We start from the raw sequence: 13,318 nt of genomic DNA on the forward strand, positions 1-13,318 counted from the left end.
CATGCGCCGCACGCTGCCGCTCCTGTCGATCCTGCTCACCGCACTCACTAGTCTCGCGCTGGTGCTCACTGGCCCGACCCCGTCCGCGGCCGCCGCGACGACTCGTGAGGTCGGGCTGAACCTCGACATCGCCCGCCGTTACTGGTCGCCCGAGGCGATCAAGACGATGATCGGTCGCCACGCGGCCGCCGGCGGGACCTATCTGCACCTGCACGCCTCCGACGACGAGGCGTACGGCATCGAGTCGCCCCTGCTCGGACAGACCGCCGGCACGGCCCGGGTCAGCGGGTCGCGCTACGTCAACCCCCGCACCGGCAAGCCGTTCCTGACCACCGCCCAGCTGCGCGACCTGCGCAGCTACGCGGCGAGCCTCGGCGTCGAGGTCTTCCTCGAGGTCGACACCCCCGGTCACATGCGCTCCGTGCGCGAGCTGATGCAGCTGTCGCCCTCGAGCACCTACCCGGTCTCGCAGGTGTTCTCCTCCTACGCGCCGTACGAGCTCGACGTGCACTCCCCCACCGCGCTCGCCTTCGCGAAGCGCCTCTACACCGAGGTCAGCGGCGTGCTGCCCGGCGCGCGGATGCACATCGGCGGTGACGAGTTCGCCGGGGGCAAGGCCGAGCAGAAGGCCTGGACGGCGTACGCCAACTCCATCGCCTCGATGCTCTATGGGCGCGGCGTGCCCGACGTGCTGGTCTGGAACGACTCGCTGACCAAGACCACCCTCGGCCAGCTGAACACCCGCATCACCGTGACCTACTGGAACTACGACGTGTGGGGCAAGCCGAACGGCAAGTCGACCATGCCGCAGGTCATGGACGCCGGCCACAAGGTCATCAACTACAACGGCTACTACCAGTACTGGGTGCCGAGCCTGGACGAGCCGCAGTCGGACCGCGACTACACGATCAACGACCTGCGCACGAAGTGGAACCGCGGCACGTGGACGCAGACGCGCGCGATCGACCCGAACGACCCGCGGCTGCTCGGCGCGACGTTCTCGATCTGGGGCGAGCACTCGGCCGGCATGACCGACCAGATGCTCATCGACCGCGGCACGCCGATCCTCACCGCCCTCGCCCAGCGCGCCCGCGGCTGAGAACTCGGCTGCGAACCTCTCGCCGCAGGCCTCCAGCCCGGCGGGTGGTTCGGCGCGCGAGCACCGCGACCTACGCTGGCGATCCACGCACCGGTCGCGAAGGAGCCCGTCCGATGGAGCCGTCGGCGCCGTCCACCCCGGACGCGGTCGTGATCGGGGCCGGACCCAACGGGCTGGTCGCGGCCAACCTGCTCGCCGACGCCGGCTGGTCGGTGCTCCTGCTCGAGGCGCAGCCCGACATCGGGGGCGCGGTGCGCAGCACGCGCGAGGTGCACCCGGCGTACGTCCACGACACGTTCAGCTCCTTCTACCCCTGGGCGCAGCGTCCCCGATCATCCGCGGCCTCGGGCTCGAGGACCACGGGCTGGTCTGGGAGCAGGCGCCGGCACCCTTCGGCACGCCGTACGTCGGTGGCGGCTGGGCGTTGGTCCACCGCGATCGCGAGGCGACCGCGGAGGCGCTGGAGCGCCAGCACCCCGGTGACGGTCGCGCCTGGTTGCGGCTGTGCCGGCAGTGGGACCGCGTCGGCCCCTCGCTGGTCGGGGCGCTGCTCAGCCCGTTCCCGCCCGTGCGGCACGGGATCGGCATGCTCGCCCGGCTGCCGGGCGCCGGCGGGCTGGGCCTCGTGCGCGAGCTGCTGTCACCGGTGCGCACCGTGCTCGACTCGGAGCTGCGCGGCACCGCGCCGCGGCTGCTGCTGGCCGGCAACGCGCTGCACGCCGACATCCCGCTGGACTCCCCGGCTCGGGGCTGATGGGGCTGCTGCTGACCATGCTGGCGCAGGACGTCGGCTTCCCCGTGCCGCGCGGCGGGGCGGGGCAGCTCACCGGCGCCATGGGCCGCCGGCTGGAGCAGCGCGGCGGGCAGCTGCGCACGGACGCCCGGGTCGAGCAGGTGCTCGTCGAGCGCGGCCGGGCCGTCGGGGTGCGGCTGGCCGGCGGTGAGGTGGTGCGGGCGGGGCGCGCCGTGCTGGCCGACGTCAGCGCGCCGGCGCTCTACGGCGACCTGGTCGCGCCCGACCAGCTGCCGGACCGGGTGCTGCGGGCGATGCGCCGCTTCGAGTGGGACCCCGCCACCGTCAAGGTCGACTGGGCCCTCGACGGGCCGATCCCGTGGGCGAGCGCTCCCGAGGCCGCCCCCGGGACGGTGCACGTGCTCGACTCGATCGACGACCTGCACCGCTTCGAGACCGAGCTGCGCGCCGGGCACGTGTCCGACCGGCCCTACCTCGTGATGGGACAGATGGCCACCGCCGACCCCACCCGGGCTCCGGCCGGCGGGGAGTCGGTGTGGGCGTACACCCACGTGCCGCAGGACGCCCGCAGCGGCCCGCCCGGGTTCACCGGACGCTGGGACGAGGCCGACAAGGACCTCGTCGCCGGCCTGTTCGAGCGCCGGATCGCCGAGCTGGCACCGGGTTTCGCCGACCGGGTCGTCGCGCGCCGGGTGCTCGGGCCGCCCGACCTGCAGGCTCGCGACGCGAACCTCGTCGGGGGTGCGCTGGGCGGCGGCACCGCGGCGCTGCAGCAGCAGCTGATCTTCCGTCCGGTGCCGGGGTGGGGCCGAGCGGAGACGCCGGTGGGGCGGCTGTTCCTGGCGTCCGCGTCGGCGCACCCGGGCGGCGGGGTGCACGGGGCGCCGGGGGCCAACGCGGCCCGCGCGGCGCTGCTGCATGCGCGGCTGCCGGGCTAGCGACGCAGCGCGCCCCGATCGCACAGGCCGATGTGCCGGCGCGCCGACGTCGACCTGGCCGGGCAGGCGCGTCAGTCCGTCTCGCGGCCCTCGGCCAGCAGCGCCAGGCGGCGCAGCGACTCCCGGTTGCGCAGTGACAGGGCGACCGTGCGCAGCGGCTTGGGGACCAGGCGCTGCGGGCCGGCGACGGCGTCCTCCCAGATGGTGACGTCGGTCCCACCCGAGACCGGTTCGCAGCGCACGACCACCCGGGCCGCGCCGGTCGGCCAGGCCCGCGCCGTGAGCACGGCCTGGCGCGGCGGGTCCCACGACTCCACCGCAGTGGTGTCGCTGAGCAGCAGCGGCCAGACGCCGATGGAGTGGTGCACGTGCGTGCCCGGCTGCGGGAAGCCGTCGTCGACGGCACGGATGCGTGCGGCGCCGACCACCCACTGGGCATAGGCCCAGCCGTCGGCGAGCACGGCGAAGACGGCGTCCGGCGACGCCTGGACGCGGCGGCGGTTCGTGGCCATGCCCACGTTCTACGCCGCCGCCGTACGCCCTCGGCACCTCCGCACGGGCGGTCGCCCCTAGCGGTCGCCAACCGGCGGTCGCCGCGCGGAGTCTGCACAGGCGTACGCGACACCGGACCCCCGCGCGGCAGCGATCTCGGCAGGCGCCGGTTAGATTGCCAGGGTGGTGGGGGCACAGGGGGACGTCATCGACGGACGCTTCGAGCTGGTCGGCCGGCTCGGGAGCGGAGGCATGGGCACGGTCTGGCGTGCCCGCGACCTGGCGCTGCAGCGCGAGGTCGCGCTCAAGGAGGTGCGCACGCCCGACGGCGACGTCGAGGACACCAGACTCACCCGCGGCCGGGTGACCCGCGAGGCGCAGGCCCTCGCGCGGCTGAGCCACCCCAACGTCGTCAGCATCCACCACCTCGTCGAGGACGACCCGCACCCGTGGCTCGTCATGGAGCTGGTGCCCGGCGAGAGCCTGCACGAGCGGCTGGTGCGCGACGGCGCGCTGCCCCCGACGAGGTCGCGCGCATCGGGCTCGACGTGTGCCGCGCGCTGCAGGCGGCGCACGACGCCGGCGTGCACCACCGCGACGTCAAGCCCGGCAACGTGCTGCTGCGGCCCGACGGCGCCGCGGTGCTCACCGACTTCGGCATCGCCGCGCTCATCGACGAGACCCGGCTGACGGGCACCGGTCAGGTCGTGGGGTCGCCGGAGTTCATGGCGCCCGAGCGGCTGCGCGGCGAGCCCGACGACCCGGCGTCCGACCTCTACTCGCTCGGCATGCTGATGTTCGTCGCCGTCGACGGGCACAGCCCGCTGCGCCGGTCCTCCCCGTCTCGACGCTGTCGGCGGTCCTGCACGAGCCGCCGCCGGTTCCGACCAACGCCGGGCCGCTCGAACCGCTGATCTCCGCTCTGCTGCAACGGGATCCGGCGTCGCGCCCGACCGCGGCGCAGGTCACCGAGACGCTGCGGGGACTGCTCAGCGGCGGTGTCGCGACGCAGCCGCGCACGACCGTGCAGCACCGCCTCCCGGCCACCGCGCTGGCGCCGCAGCCGCCGGTCGCGGACCGACCCGCCCCCGTGTCGTACGCCGCCCCCGTGTCGTACGCCGCCCCCGGGCAGGCGTCGCAGCGCCCGGTCGCCGAGCAGCGGGTCACCGAGCAACCCGTCGACCAGCGCGCGACCGAGCCGCGCCCGCAGGCGCCGGCGTCGTACGAGGAGTCGCCGACCGGGTCGGCCGAGCCGGTCGCGCCGGTAGCGCCCGGCCGGCCCCAGGCGTACGCGCCGCGGGAGGACGACCACAGCTTCCGCGACCCGGCGGGTCCACCGCCCGAACCCCCGACGTACGACTCCGGCGAGGGCCGCTCGCCCCGCACCCGGGGCGTGCTCGCGGCGCTGCTCGGGCTGGTCCTGGTGGTCGCGGGTGCCTTCGCCGGGTGGCGGATCCTGGACCGCCCGGACCGGGATCCGGCCACCGCAGCCGCCACCGGCACCCGGTCGCCCTCGCCCGGCGCCACACCGACCACCCAGGCGCCGCCGACGCCCGGGGCGAGCTTCTCGACGCTGCCCGAGCCCACGAGTCCGCCGACCAGCGGTCTGCTGCCCCCGGCCCCGACGCCGAGCCCGAGCGAGCCGGCGCCGGAGCCCACCCCTGAGCCGGAGGCCCCGTCGGAGCCGACCGAGCCGCAGACCAGCGACCCCGAGCCGTCCCCCTCGCCCGAGACCCAGCCGGAGCCCGAGCCGACACCGAGCCCCACGTCCTCGGAGCCGGCCGAACCGCCGGTGAGCAACGCCGTGCGCAACCCGCCGTCGGGCAGCTGGATCGCCCAGCTCGCGTCGGTGCCGATCTCCTCGGGCACCGAGGCCCGCGACCGGCGGCTGCGCCAGATCCGCCAGTCGTTCCCGAGCGCGGGGGTGTTCAGCTCCAGCAGCTACGCCTCGCTCCGGGCGGGCTACTGGGTCGTCTGGGTCGGGCCGTACGCCGACGGCAACGCCGCGCTGGGCGCGTGCCAGTCCGCGGGCGTGTCGGGCGGCAGCAACTGCCTGGGCCGGCTGGTGAGCAACGACGGCTCGGACCGGCAGTACGTCTGCTCCAGCAGCGGCTCCTCGGGCTGCACCAAGGAGTGACCCGGCTCAGCCGAGCAGCAGCGCCCGCACGATCACGCCGACGCCGGCGACGGTCGCGAGGACGAGCACGAGCTGGCGCATCCGGTCGATCGAGACCAGCCGGCGCACCGGCATCGCCAGCGCCAGCCCGAGCACGGTGAACGGCGCCCAGACGAGCCCGGCGGTCAGCTGCTGCCGGGTCAGCTCCCCGGCCACCGCGAGCCCGATCAGCGAGGTGGTCGCGCCGACGGCGAAGAACACCGCGAGGGTCGAGCGGATCCGGTCGGGTCGCTCGCGCTGCATCACCAGCCCGAGGAACGGCCCGCCGATGGAGGCCGCGGTGCCGCTGACCCCGGTGAGCAGACCGGCGACGAACGCCGGGCCCCGGCTCGGGCGCACCTCGACCGCCCAGACCGACGCCGCGACGGCGACCAGCACCATCACGCCGACCACGACGGCGATCGCGGTCGCCGGCAACCAGGCGACGATCGCAACACCCAACGGCATCAACAGGATTCGGCCCGCGAGGGCCCAGGTGAGCACCGGTCGGTCGATGTCGACGTTCTCGCGTGCGAGCTGCACGAGCGGCAGCGTCAGGCTCGTCAGCAGCAGCGCGCCGGGCATCAGGTCGGGGGCGAGCACCACCACGAACGGCGCGCTGACCACGGCGATCCCGAAACCGACGACGGCCTGCACGAGCGAGCCGATCACGACGATCACGCCCAGCAGCAGCACGATCCCCCAGTCGAGACCCATCAGCCGCGCAGCAGGTTGACGATCGCGACGAGCCCGATCACCACGATGAAGGCGCGCAGGCCCCACGCCGGGAGCCGGCGGCCGACCCGGGCGCCGATCACCCCGCCCGCCAGCGCGCCGAGGGCGATGAGGCCGGCGACGGCCCAGTCGATGTCACCCCAGGCGACGATCATGAAGGTCACGGCGGCGACGCCGTTGACGATGGTGCCGAGCACGTTCTTGATGCCGTTGACCTGCTGCAGCGGGTTGGGCAGCAGCACGCTCATCAGGCCCATCAGCAGCACGCCCTGCGCCGCCCCGAAGTAGCCGCCGTAGACCCCGGCCAGGTAGATCCCGAGGAGCAGCACCGCCCGGCGCACCGGGGAGTCGTGGTCGGTGTGCGCGGCGGCCGCGCGGCGCTGCAGCGACGGGCCGACGATCACCAGGAGCACCCCGACGCCGATCAGCGCCGGCACGATCGCGTCGAACGCCTCGGGCGGCAGCCACAGCAGCAGCAGCGCACCGGTGACGGCGCCGAGCAGGCTCATCGGGGCGAGCCGGCGCAGCAAGTCACCCGAACCCTTGAGCTCCTTGCGATAGCCCCACGTGCCGGTCACCCCGCCCGCGACCAGGCCGACCGTGTTGGACATGTTCGCCACGACCGGCGGATAGCCGAACGCCAGCAGCGTGGGGAAGGTGACCAGGGTGCCGGAGCCGACGATGGTGTTGATGGTGCCGGCGGCCATGCCTGCCAGCAGGATCAGCACGGCTTCGAGCAGAGACACCACGGCAGACTATCCACCGGCGCGGCAGCTGCCGCGCCAGGTCTCAGGCGGTGGCGCTCAGGCCGTCGGCCGCTCGGCCCGGGCGCTCCAGCGGTCGCCGTGCCGGTCCAGCACGAGCGGCATCCCGAAGGTCTCCGAGAGGTTCTCGGCCGTCAGCGTCGGCTCCAGCGGGCCGGCCGCCACGACCCGCCCCTCGCGCAGCATCAGCACGTCGGTGAACCCGGGCGGGATCTCCTCGACGTGGTGGGTGACCAGCACCAGCGCGGGCGCGGCGACGTCGAGCGCGAGAGTCCCGAGACGGCGTACGAGATCCTCGCGGCCGCCCAGGTCGAGACCGGCAGCCGGCTCGTCGAGCAGCATCAGCTCGGGGTCGGTCATGAGGGCCCGGGCGATCTGCACCCGCTTGCGCTCACCCTCGCTGAGCGTGCCGAAGGTGCGGTCTACCAGGTGCGCGGCGCCGAGCGCCTCGAGCAGCTCGCCGGCGCGCTCGTGGTCGAGCTCGTCGTAGGACTCCCGCCAGCGTCCGACCACGCCGTAGGACGCGGTGACCACGACGTCGCCCACGCGCTCGCCGCCCGGGATCCGGTCGGCGATCAGCGCCGAGGCCAGACCGATGCGCGGTCGCAGCTCGAAGACGTCGACCGCACCCAGCACCTCGCCGAGCACGCCCGCGACGCCGCTGGTCGGGTGCATGCGACCCGCCGCGACCTGCAGCAGGGTGGTCTTGCCGGCGCCGTTGGGGCCCAGCACGACCCAGCGCTCGCCCTCCTCGACCTCCCAGGAGACCTCGTCGAGCAGGCGGCGCCCGCCGCGCACCACGCTCACCCCTGCCAGGGCCAGGACGTCACTCATGGCCTCGACCCTAGGGCACCTACGATGACGTCGATGCCCAGCCTGCCCGCCTCCGTCCGGCTGTCGCTGTGGACCACCGCAGCCTTCGCCGGACACCTCGATCTCGACGACGCCGTGCGCCGCGCGCTGCCCGACCTCGACGCCGTCGACGGGCTGCTCGAACCGCTGCGGCTGTGGGGCGACCTCGGCGAGCAGGTGCTGTGCGTCGCGCTCCCCCGCCCGGGCCAGATCGCCACGATGCCGCGCTCCAGCGCCGAGCTCGTGGCCGCCGCCACCGAGGCCGGCGAGTGCGTGTTCGTGCCCGCGCTCGGCGGGGCGCTGGTGCCGACGTACGAGCAGTTCGGGCCGGCCGGCGACACCGGCTGGCGCGTCGACTGGACGACGTACGACACCGAGCCGGTCCCCGTCCACCAGCTCGCCGCGCTGGACGAGCGGGAGATCGAGCGCGGCCTCCGCGAGCAGCTGATCGACGTCGCCGGCGAGCTCGACGCGCTGGACGCGCCCCCGTGGGCCGGCTCCGGCCTGCGCGGCGAGGCCGACGAGCGCACCGCGCTGCGCCTGTGGGGTCTGCCGCCGGGGGTGCCGCCGCGCGCGCTGCGGGTGATCCAGCTGGCCGGCACGGTCGCCGCCGCCTGCGAGCTCGGGCTGGAGCAGGCCCCCACCCTCGACGGCACCACGCACGCCCGCCGCGAACGGCTGCTGCGCGACCTGTTGGTCAACGCCGAGACCGCCCTGGCCGGCGCCACCACCGCCGGCGCGCAGACCCTCGCGGGCCTCAGACATACGCGTTCCTGATTCGTCCGCGCCCCGGTGCCCCTCCGTCGAAGCGGGACCTCCGGACGTCAGGTGCCTTCCGTGAGCACCTCGCGGTAGACCTTCTCGGTGCGGGCGCCGATGGTGTCCCAGCCGAACTGCTCCACGGCACGGCGCCGGCCGGCCTCGCCGCGGCGGCGCGCCTCGGCGGTGTCGGACACCGCGGCCGACAGGGTGCGGCCCAGGTCGTCGACGAACCGGTCGGGGTCGACCGGGGTGCCCGTGCCGTCGTCGACCTGCTCGATCGGCACCAGCCAGCCGGTGGCCGGGCCGGTGGACGCCGGGGCGTCGACGCCGCCGCCCCAGTCCGGGTCGACGACCACCTCGGGGATGCCGCCGGTCGCCGTCGCGACGACCGCCGCCTCGCAGGCCATCGCCTCGAGGTTGACGATGCCGAGCGGCTCGTAGATCGAGGGGCACACGAACACCGTCGCGAACGACAGCAGCGCCACCACCTCGGCGCGCGGCAGCATGTCCGCGATCCACACCACCCCGTCGCGGGTCTGCCGCAGCTCGGCGACCAGCTGCTCGACCTCGGCGGCGATCTCGGGGGTGTCCGGCGCGCCCGCGCACAGCACGAGCTGCGCCTCGGGCGGCAGCTGCGCGGCGGCGCGCAGCAGGTAGGGCAGGCCCTTCTGCCGCGTGATCCGCCCGACGAACACCACGCTCGGCCGGTCCGGGTCGACCCCGTGCCGGCGCAGGACCTCCTCGGCCTGCGCGGACCGGTCGCGCTGCCACAGCTGGGCGTCGATCCCGTTGTGCACCACGTGAACTCGCGCCGGGTCGAGCGCCGGATAGCTGCGCAGCACGTCGCGGCGCATGCCCTCGGAGACGGCGATCACGGCCGCCGCGGACTCGTAGGCGGAGCGCTCGACGAACGAGGAGACCCGATAGCCGCCGCCCAGCTGCTCGGCCTTCCACGGCCGCAGCGGCTCGAGGCTGTGCGCGGTGATGACGTGCGGCACCCCGTGCAGCAGGCTCGCGAGGTGCCCGGCGAAGTTGGCGTACCAGGTGTGGGAGTGCACCAGGTCGGCGCCGGCGCAGTCCTGCGCGATCGCGAGGTCGACCCCCATCGTGCGCAGCGCCGCGTTGGCGTCGGCCAGCTCGGGCAGGTCGGGGTAGCCGTAGGTGCCCGGCTCGTCGACCGGCTCCCCGAACGCACGCACCCGCACGTCGGTCCCCTCGGCCCGCAACGCCTTCACCAGCTCGCTCACGTGGACGCCGGCGCCGCCGTAGATGTTGGGCGGGTACTCCTTCGTCAGCAGGTCGACTCTCACCCCCGAACGCTAGCCCCGAGGAGGCTGCCGCGACAGGGCAGTCCGGCCTAGGGTGCAGCTATGGCTGCGCGCGGAGGTCCCAAGGTTCTGGCGGTCGTGCTGGCGGGCGGCGAGGGCAAGCGCCTGATGCCGCTCACCACCGACCGCGCCAAGCCGGCCGTCCCGTTCGGTGGCATCTACCGCCTCATCGACTTCGCGCTGTCCAACCTCGCCAACAGCGGTTACCTGCAGATGGTCGTGCTCACGCAGTACAAGTCGCACAGCCTCGACCGGCACGTCACCAAGACCTGGCGGATGTCGACGATGCTCGGCAACTACGTCGCGCCGGTGCCGGCCCAGCAGCGCGTGGGCAAGCACTGGTTCGCCGGCTCGGCCGACGCGATCTTCCAGAGCCTCAACCTGATTCACGACGAGAAGCCCGACTACGTCGTGGTCGTCGGCGCCGACCACGTCTACCGGATGGACTTCAGCGACATGGTCGCCCAGCACGTCGAGAGCGGCGCGAGCGTGACGGTGGCGGCCATCCGGCAGCCCATCGGCCTCGCCGACCAGTTCGGCGTCATCGAGGTCTCCGGCGACGACCCGTCGCGCATCGCGCAGTTCCGCGAGAAGCCGAGCGACCCCCAGCCGTTGCCCGACAGCCCCGGCGAGGTGCTCGCCTCGATGGGCAACTACGTCTTCACCGCCGCCGACCTGGTCGACGCCGTCACTCGCGACGCCGACGACGAAGACTCCAAGCACGACATGGGCGGCGACATCGTGCCGTGGTTCGTCGAGCAGGGCCGGGCCGCGGTCTTCGACTTCAGCACCAGCACGATCCCCGGCGCGACCGACCGCGACCGCGGCTACTGGCGCGACGTCGGGACGCTCGACTCCTACTACGACGCGCACATGGACCTGGTGTCGATCCACCCGGTCTTCAACCTCTACAACTACGCCTGGCCGATCATGACCGAGGCCGGCCACTTCCCGCCGGCCAAGTTCGTCGTCGGCGCCAGCCAGCGCGACGGCGTCGCGGTCAACTCCATCGTCTCCCCGGGTGCATCGTCTCCGGCTCGACCGTGAGCGACTCGGTGCTGTCGCCCAACGTGCGCACGCACAGCTTCTCGGCGGTCACCGGGTCGGTGCTGCTCGACAACGTCGAGGTCGGTCGCAGCGCGCAGGTCAACCGGGCCATCGTCGACAAGGACGTGGTGATCCCCGAGGGCGTGTCGATCGGGGTCGACCCCGAGCTGGACCGCCGGCGCGGCTTCACCGTGACCGAGTCGGGCATCACCGTCATCGGCAAGGGCACGGTCATCGAGCGGTGAGCACGCCCGCACCCGCTCCCCAGACCCTTCTCGTCACCCTCTCCGGCCCCGACCGCCCCGGCGTCACCAGCGAGATCTTCGCGACGGTCGAGCAGTGCGGCGGCGCCAGCGTGCTCGACGTCGAGCAGGTCGTCGTGCGCGGGCAGCTCACCATCGCGGTGCTGCTGACCTCGCCCGACGGCTGCACCGACCTGCGCGACCGGGTCGTGGCCACCGGCGCCCGGCTCGGCCTCTCGGCCACGGCCGTGCTCGGGCAGGGCGACAACGCCGAGCGTCGCGGCGGGCGCGCCTCGGTCGTGGTCATCGGCTCGCCGCTGACCTCCTCGGCCGTGCTCGCGATCTCCTCGACGCTCGCCGACGAGGGAGCCAACATCGACCGCATCCGGCGGCTCGCCCGCGACCCGGTCACCACCCTGGAGCTCGACGTGTCCGGGGCGGCGCTGGAACGGCTGCGGCCGGCGCTCGCGCTCGTGGCCGCGCGCGAACGCGTCGACGTCGCGGTCTCCCCCGGCGGCCTGGCCCGGCGCGGGCGGCGCCTCGTCGTCATGGACGTCGACAGCACCCTGATCCAGGACGAGGTCATCGAGCTGCTGGCCCGGCGCGCCGGCCGCGAGGCGGAGGTCGCGGCCGTCACCGAGGCGGCCATGCGCGGCGAGATCGACTTCGCCGACAGCCTGCACCGCCGGGTCGAGGCGCTCGCCGGGCTGCCGGCGAGCGTGTTCGCGCAGGTGCGCGAGGACGTACGCCTGACGCCGGGTGCCGAGACGCTGGTGCGCACCCTCAAGCGGCTCGGGTTCACCGTCGCCGTCGTGTCCGGCGGGTTCATCGAGATCGTCCAGCCGCTGGCCGAGCACCTCGGCATCGACCACGCGCACGCCAACCGGCTCGAGGTCGTCGACGGCCGGCTCACCGGCCGCGTCGACGGGCCCGTGGTCGACCGGGCCGAGAAGGCCGCGGCGCTGCAGCGGTTCGCCGCGCAGGAGCGGCTGCCACTGAGCCGCACCGTCGCCGTCGGGGACGGCGCCAACGACCTCGACATGCTGTCGGTCGCCGGGCTCGGGGTGGCGTTCAACGCCAAACCCGTCGTGCAGCAGCAGGCCGACACCACCGTCAACGTGCCCTACCTCGACACCGTGCTCTACATGCTGGGCCTGTCCCGCGACGACATCGACGAGGCCGAGGCCGCCGAGCAGGAGCAGCGCCTCGCGGTCGCCGACCGACCCCGCACCTAGACTCCCCCATGCCCGAATCGCCACGACGCAGCCTGCTGATCATCGGTGGGGCGGAGGACAAGGTCGGCCGGGTCACCGTCCTGCGGCGCTTCGTCCGGCTCGCCGGGGGCCGCAGCTCCCGCCTGGTGGTGATCCCCACCGCCTCCTCGGTGCCCGACGAGGTCGTCGACGTCTACAGCACGATCTTCACGCGGCTGGGCGCGCCCGAGGTCACCGCGGTCGACCCGCCGACCCGGCAGGCCAGCTCCGACCCGCAGATCGCCGAGCAGGTCGATGGCGCCACCGGCATCTTCATCTCCGGCGGCAACCAGCTGAAGCTGTCCCAGCTCATCGTCGGCACCCCGCTCGGCGCCGCGCTGCTGCGGGCCTACCAGCGGGGCGCGGTCATCGCCGGCACCTCGGCCGGCGCCTCGATCATGAGCCAGTTCATGATCTCGATGGGCGACGAGGGCGTCACCCCGCGGCAGCGCTCCAGCCAGCTCACCGCCGGACTCGGGCTGCTGCCCGGCGTCATCGTCGACCAGCACTTCGACCAGCGCGCCCGCTACGGCCGGTTGCTGTCGCTGGTCGCCGGCTCGCCCAACCTGCTCGGCATGGGCATCGACGAGGACACCGCCGCCGAGATCCACGACGAGCGCACGATGACCGTCGTCGGCTCCGGCGCGGTGTTCGTCGTCGACGCCCGCACGGCCACCACCGACGCCCACCTCGCGCGCCGCGACGCGCCGCTGCTGGTGAGCGGGGCGGTCGTGCACACGCTGCCCTACGGCGCGACGTTCGACCTGGAGAGCGCGACGCTGGTCGACTTCGTCGAGAAGTACGCCGACACCGCCGTCACCTCCTCGCGCGACCGGCACGACACCGCCACCGCGGCCGCCGCGCTGCACCACTGACCACCCACGCCCGACCACCCAC

12 protein-coding genes and 3 pseudogenes are annotated in these 13,318 nt (G+C 74.1%); 10 read left to right on the top strand and 5 right to left on the bottom strand.

Annotated elements, in window-relative coordinates; translation table 11 throughout:
* Position 1: 1 nt before the first annotated feature.
* The 4 genes and pseudogenes from QUE40_RS08455 (at position 2) to QUE40_RS08470 (ending at position 2,791) form a co-directional block, all read left to right on the top strand.
* Positions 2–1,099: a beta-N-acetylhexosaminidase gene (locus QUE40_RS08455; RefSeq protein WP_289232871.1), complete on the top strand. Its 1,098-nt coding sequence runs from the start codon at positions 2–4 to the stop codon at positions 1,097–1,099.
* 113 nt (positions 1,100–1,212) lie between these two features.
* Positions 1,213–1,347: pseudogene (locus QUE40_RS08460) on the top strand (FAD-dependent oxidoreductase); the annotation flags it as partial.
* A gap of 176 nt (positions 1,348–1,523) precedes the next feature.
* The gene (locus tag QUE40_RS08465) at positions 1,524–1,853 is read left to right on the top strand and encodes a phytoene desaturase family protein (RefSeq protein WP_289233145.1); all 330 of its coding nucleotides are present in this window, start codon (positions 1,524–1,526) and stop codon (positions 1,851–1,853) included.
* Positions 1,853–2,791, top strand: a complete 939-nt coding sequence (locus QUE40_RS08470) for a phytoene desaturase family protein (RefSeq protein WP_289232872.1) — start codon at positions 1,853–1,855, stop codon at positions 2,789–2,791. The genes QUE40_RS08465 and QUE40_RS08470 overlap by 1 nt, the downstream gene beginning before the upstream one ends.
* 71 nt (positions 2,792–2,862) lie before the next feature.
* Here QUE40_RS08470 and QUE40_RS08475 read toward each other — a convergent pair whose 3' ends face one another.
* Positions 2,863–3,303 (bottom strand): SRPBCC family protein, encoded by a 441-nt coding sequence (locus QUE40_RS08475; protein ID WP_142005276.1) that lies wholly within the window; start codon positions 3,301–3,303, stop codon positions 2,863–2,865.
* A gap of 232 nt (positions 3,304–3,535) precedes the next feature.
* Between QUE40_RS08475 and QUE40_RS08480 the strand changes: the two are divergent.
* Positions 3,536–4,197: pseudogene (locus tag QUE40_RS08480) on the top strand (serine/threonine-protein kinase).
* Between the two features lie 110 nt (positions 4,198–4,307).
* The gene (locus QUE40_RS08485) at positions 4,308–5,420 is read left to right on the top strand and encodes a hypothetical protein (RefSeq protein ID WP_289232873.1); all 1,113 of its coding nucleotides are present in this window, start codon (positions 4,308–4,310) and stop codon (positions 5,418–5,420) included.
* Between the two features lie 6 nt (positions 5,421–5,426).
* On the opposite strand, the gene QUE40_RS08490 is transcribed toward QUE40_RS08485, so the two are convergent.
* The 3 genes from QUE40_RS08490 to QUE40_RS08500 are packed head-to-tail and all read right to left on the bottom strand — an operon-like array spanning position 5,427 to position 7,771.
* Positions 5,427–6,155 (bottom strand): TSUP family transporter, encoded by a 729-nt coding sequence (locus tag QUE40_RS08490; protein WP_289232874.1) that lies wholly within the window; start codon positions 6,153–6,155, stop codon positions 5,427–5,429.
* Positions 6,155–6,919, bottom strand: a complete 765-nt coding sequence (locus QUE40_RS08495) for a sulfite exporter TauE/SafE family protein (protein ID WP_289232875.1) — start codon at positions 6,917–6,919, stop codon at positions 6,155–6,157. Before QUE40_RS08495 ends, QUE40_RS08490 begins: the two co-directional genes overlap by 1 nt.
* Positions 6,920–6,976: 57 nt before the next feature.
* Positions 6,977–7,771 (bottom strand): ABC transporter ATP-binding protein, encoded by a 795-nt coding sequence (locus QUE40_RS08500; protein WP_289232876.1) that lies wholly within the window; start codon positions 7,769–7,771, stop codon positions 6,977–6,979.
* Positions 7,772–7,804: 33 nt separating this feature from the next.
* Here QUE40_RS08500 and QUE40_RS08505 point away from each other — a divergent pair, with 33 nt between their 5' ends.
* Positions 7,805–8,566: an Rv1486c family protein gene (locus QUE40_RS08505; protein ID WP_289232877.1), complete on the top strand. Its 762-nt coding sequence runs from the start codon at positions 7,805–7,807 to the stop codon at positions 8,564–8,566.
* Between the two features lie 47 nt (positions 8,567–8,613).
* Here the strand turns inward: QUE40_RS08505 and glgA are convergent, their stop codons facing one another.
* On the bottom strand, positions 8,614–9,861 hold the full coding sequence (gene glgA, locus QUE40_RS08510; protein WP_142005281.1) for a glycogen synthase: 1,248 nt from the start codon (positions 9,859–9,861) through the stop codon (positions 8,614–8,616).
* Positions 9,862–9,921: 60 nt separating this feature from the next.
* On the opposite strand from glgA, the pseudogene glgC reads away from it, so the two are divergent.
* From glgC to QUE40_RS08525, 3 genes and pseudogenes are all read left to right on the top strand, one after another.
* Positions 9,922–11,171 (top strand): annotated as a pseudogene (gene glgC / locus QUE40_RS08515) (glucose-1-phosphate adenylyltransferase).
* A complete protein-coding gene (gene serB / locus QUE40_RS08520) occupies positions 11,168–12,403 on the top strand; it encodes a phosphoserine phosphatase SerB (RefSeq protein ID WP_289232878.1) in 1,236 nt (411 codons plus the stop codon). The pseudogene glgC and the gene serB overlap by 4 nt, the downstream one beginning before the upstream one ends.
* A gap of 8 nt (positions 12,404–12,411) precedes the next feature.
* Positions 12,412–13,296, top strand: a complete 885-nt coding sequence (locus tag QUE40_RS08525; protein ID WP_142005284.1) for a cyanophycinase — start codon at positions 12,412–12,414, stop codon at positions 13,294–13,296.
* Positions 13,297–13,318 lie beyond the last annotated feature (22 nt).

It is taken from the genome of Barrientosiimonas endolithica, assembly GCF_030296655.1.
GTDB lineage: Bacteria > Actinomycetota > Actinomycetes > Actinomycetales > Dermatophilaceae > Barrientosiimonas > Barrientosiimonas humi.

Excerpts from the sequence above, each read along its gene's own strand:
- QUE40_RS08455 (WP_289232871.1), top strand. The coding sequence starts at position 2 with ATGCGCCGCACGCTGCCGCTCCTGTCGATCCTGCTCACCGCACTCACT.
- QUE40_RS08470 (WP_289232872.1), top strand. The coding sequence starts at position 1,853 with ATGGGGCTGCTGCTGACCATGCTGGCGCAGGACGTCGGCTTCCCCGTG.
- QUE40_RS08475 (WP_142005276.1), bottom strand. The coding sequence starts at position 3,303 with ATGGCCACGAACCGCCGCCGCGTCCAGGCGTCGCCGGACGCCGTCTTC.
- QUE40_RS08490 (WP_289232874.1), bottom strand. The coding sequence starts at position 6,155 with ATGGGTCTCGACTGGGGGATCGTGCTGCTGCTGGGCGTGATCGTCGTG.
- QUE40_RS08500 (WP_289232876.1), bottom strand. The coding sequence starts at position 7,771 with ATGAGTGACGTCCTGGCCCTGGCAGGGGTGAGCGTGGTGCGCGGCGGG.
- QUE40_RS08505 (WP_289232877.1), top strand. The coding sequence starts at position 7,805 with ATGCCCAGCCTGCCCGCCTCCGTCCGGCTGTCGCTGTGGACCACCGCA.
- QUE40_RS08525 (WP_142005284.1), top strand. The coding sequence starts at position 12,412 with ATGCCCGAATCGCCACGACGCAGCCTGCTGATCATCGGTGGGGCGGAG.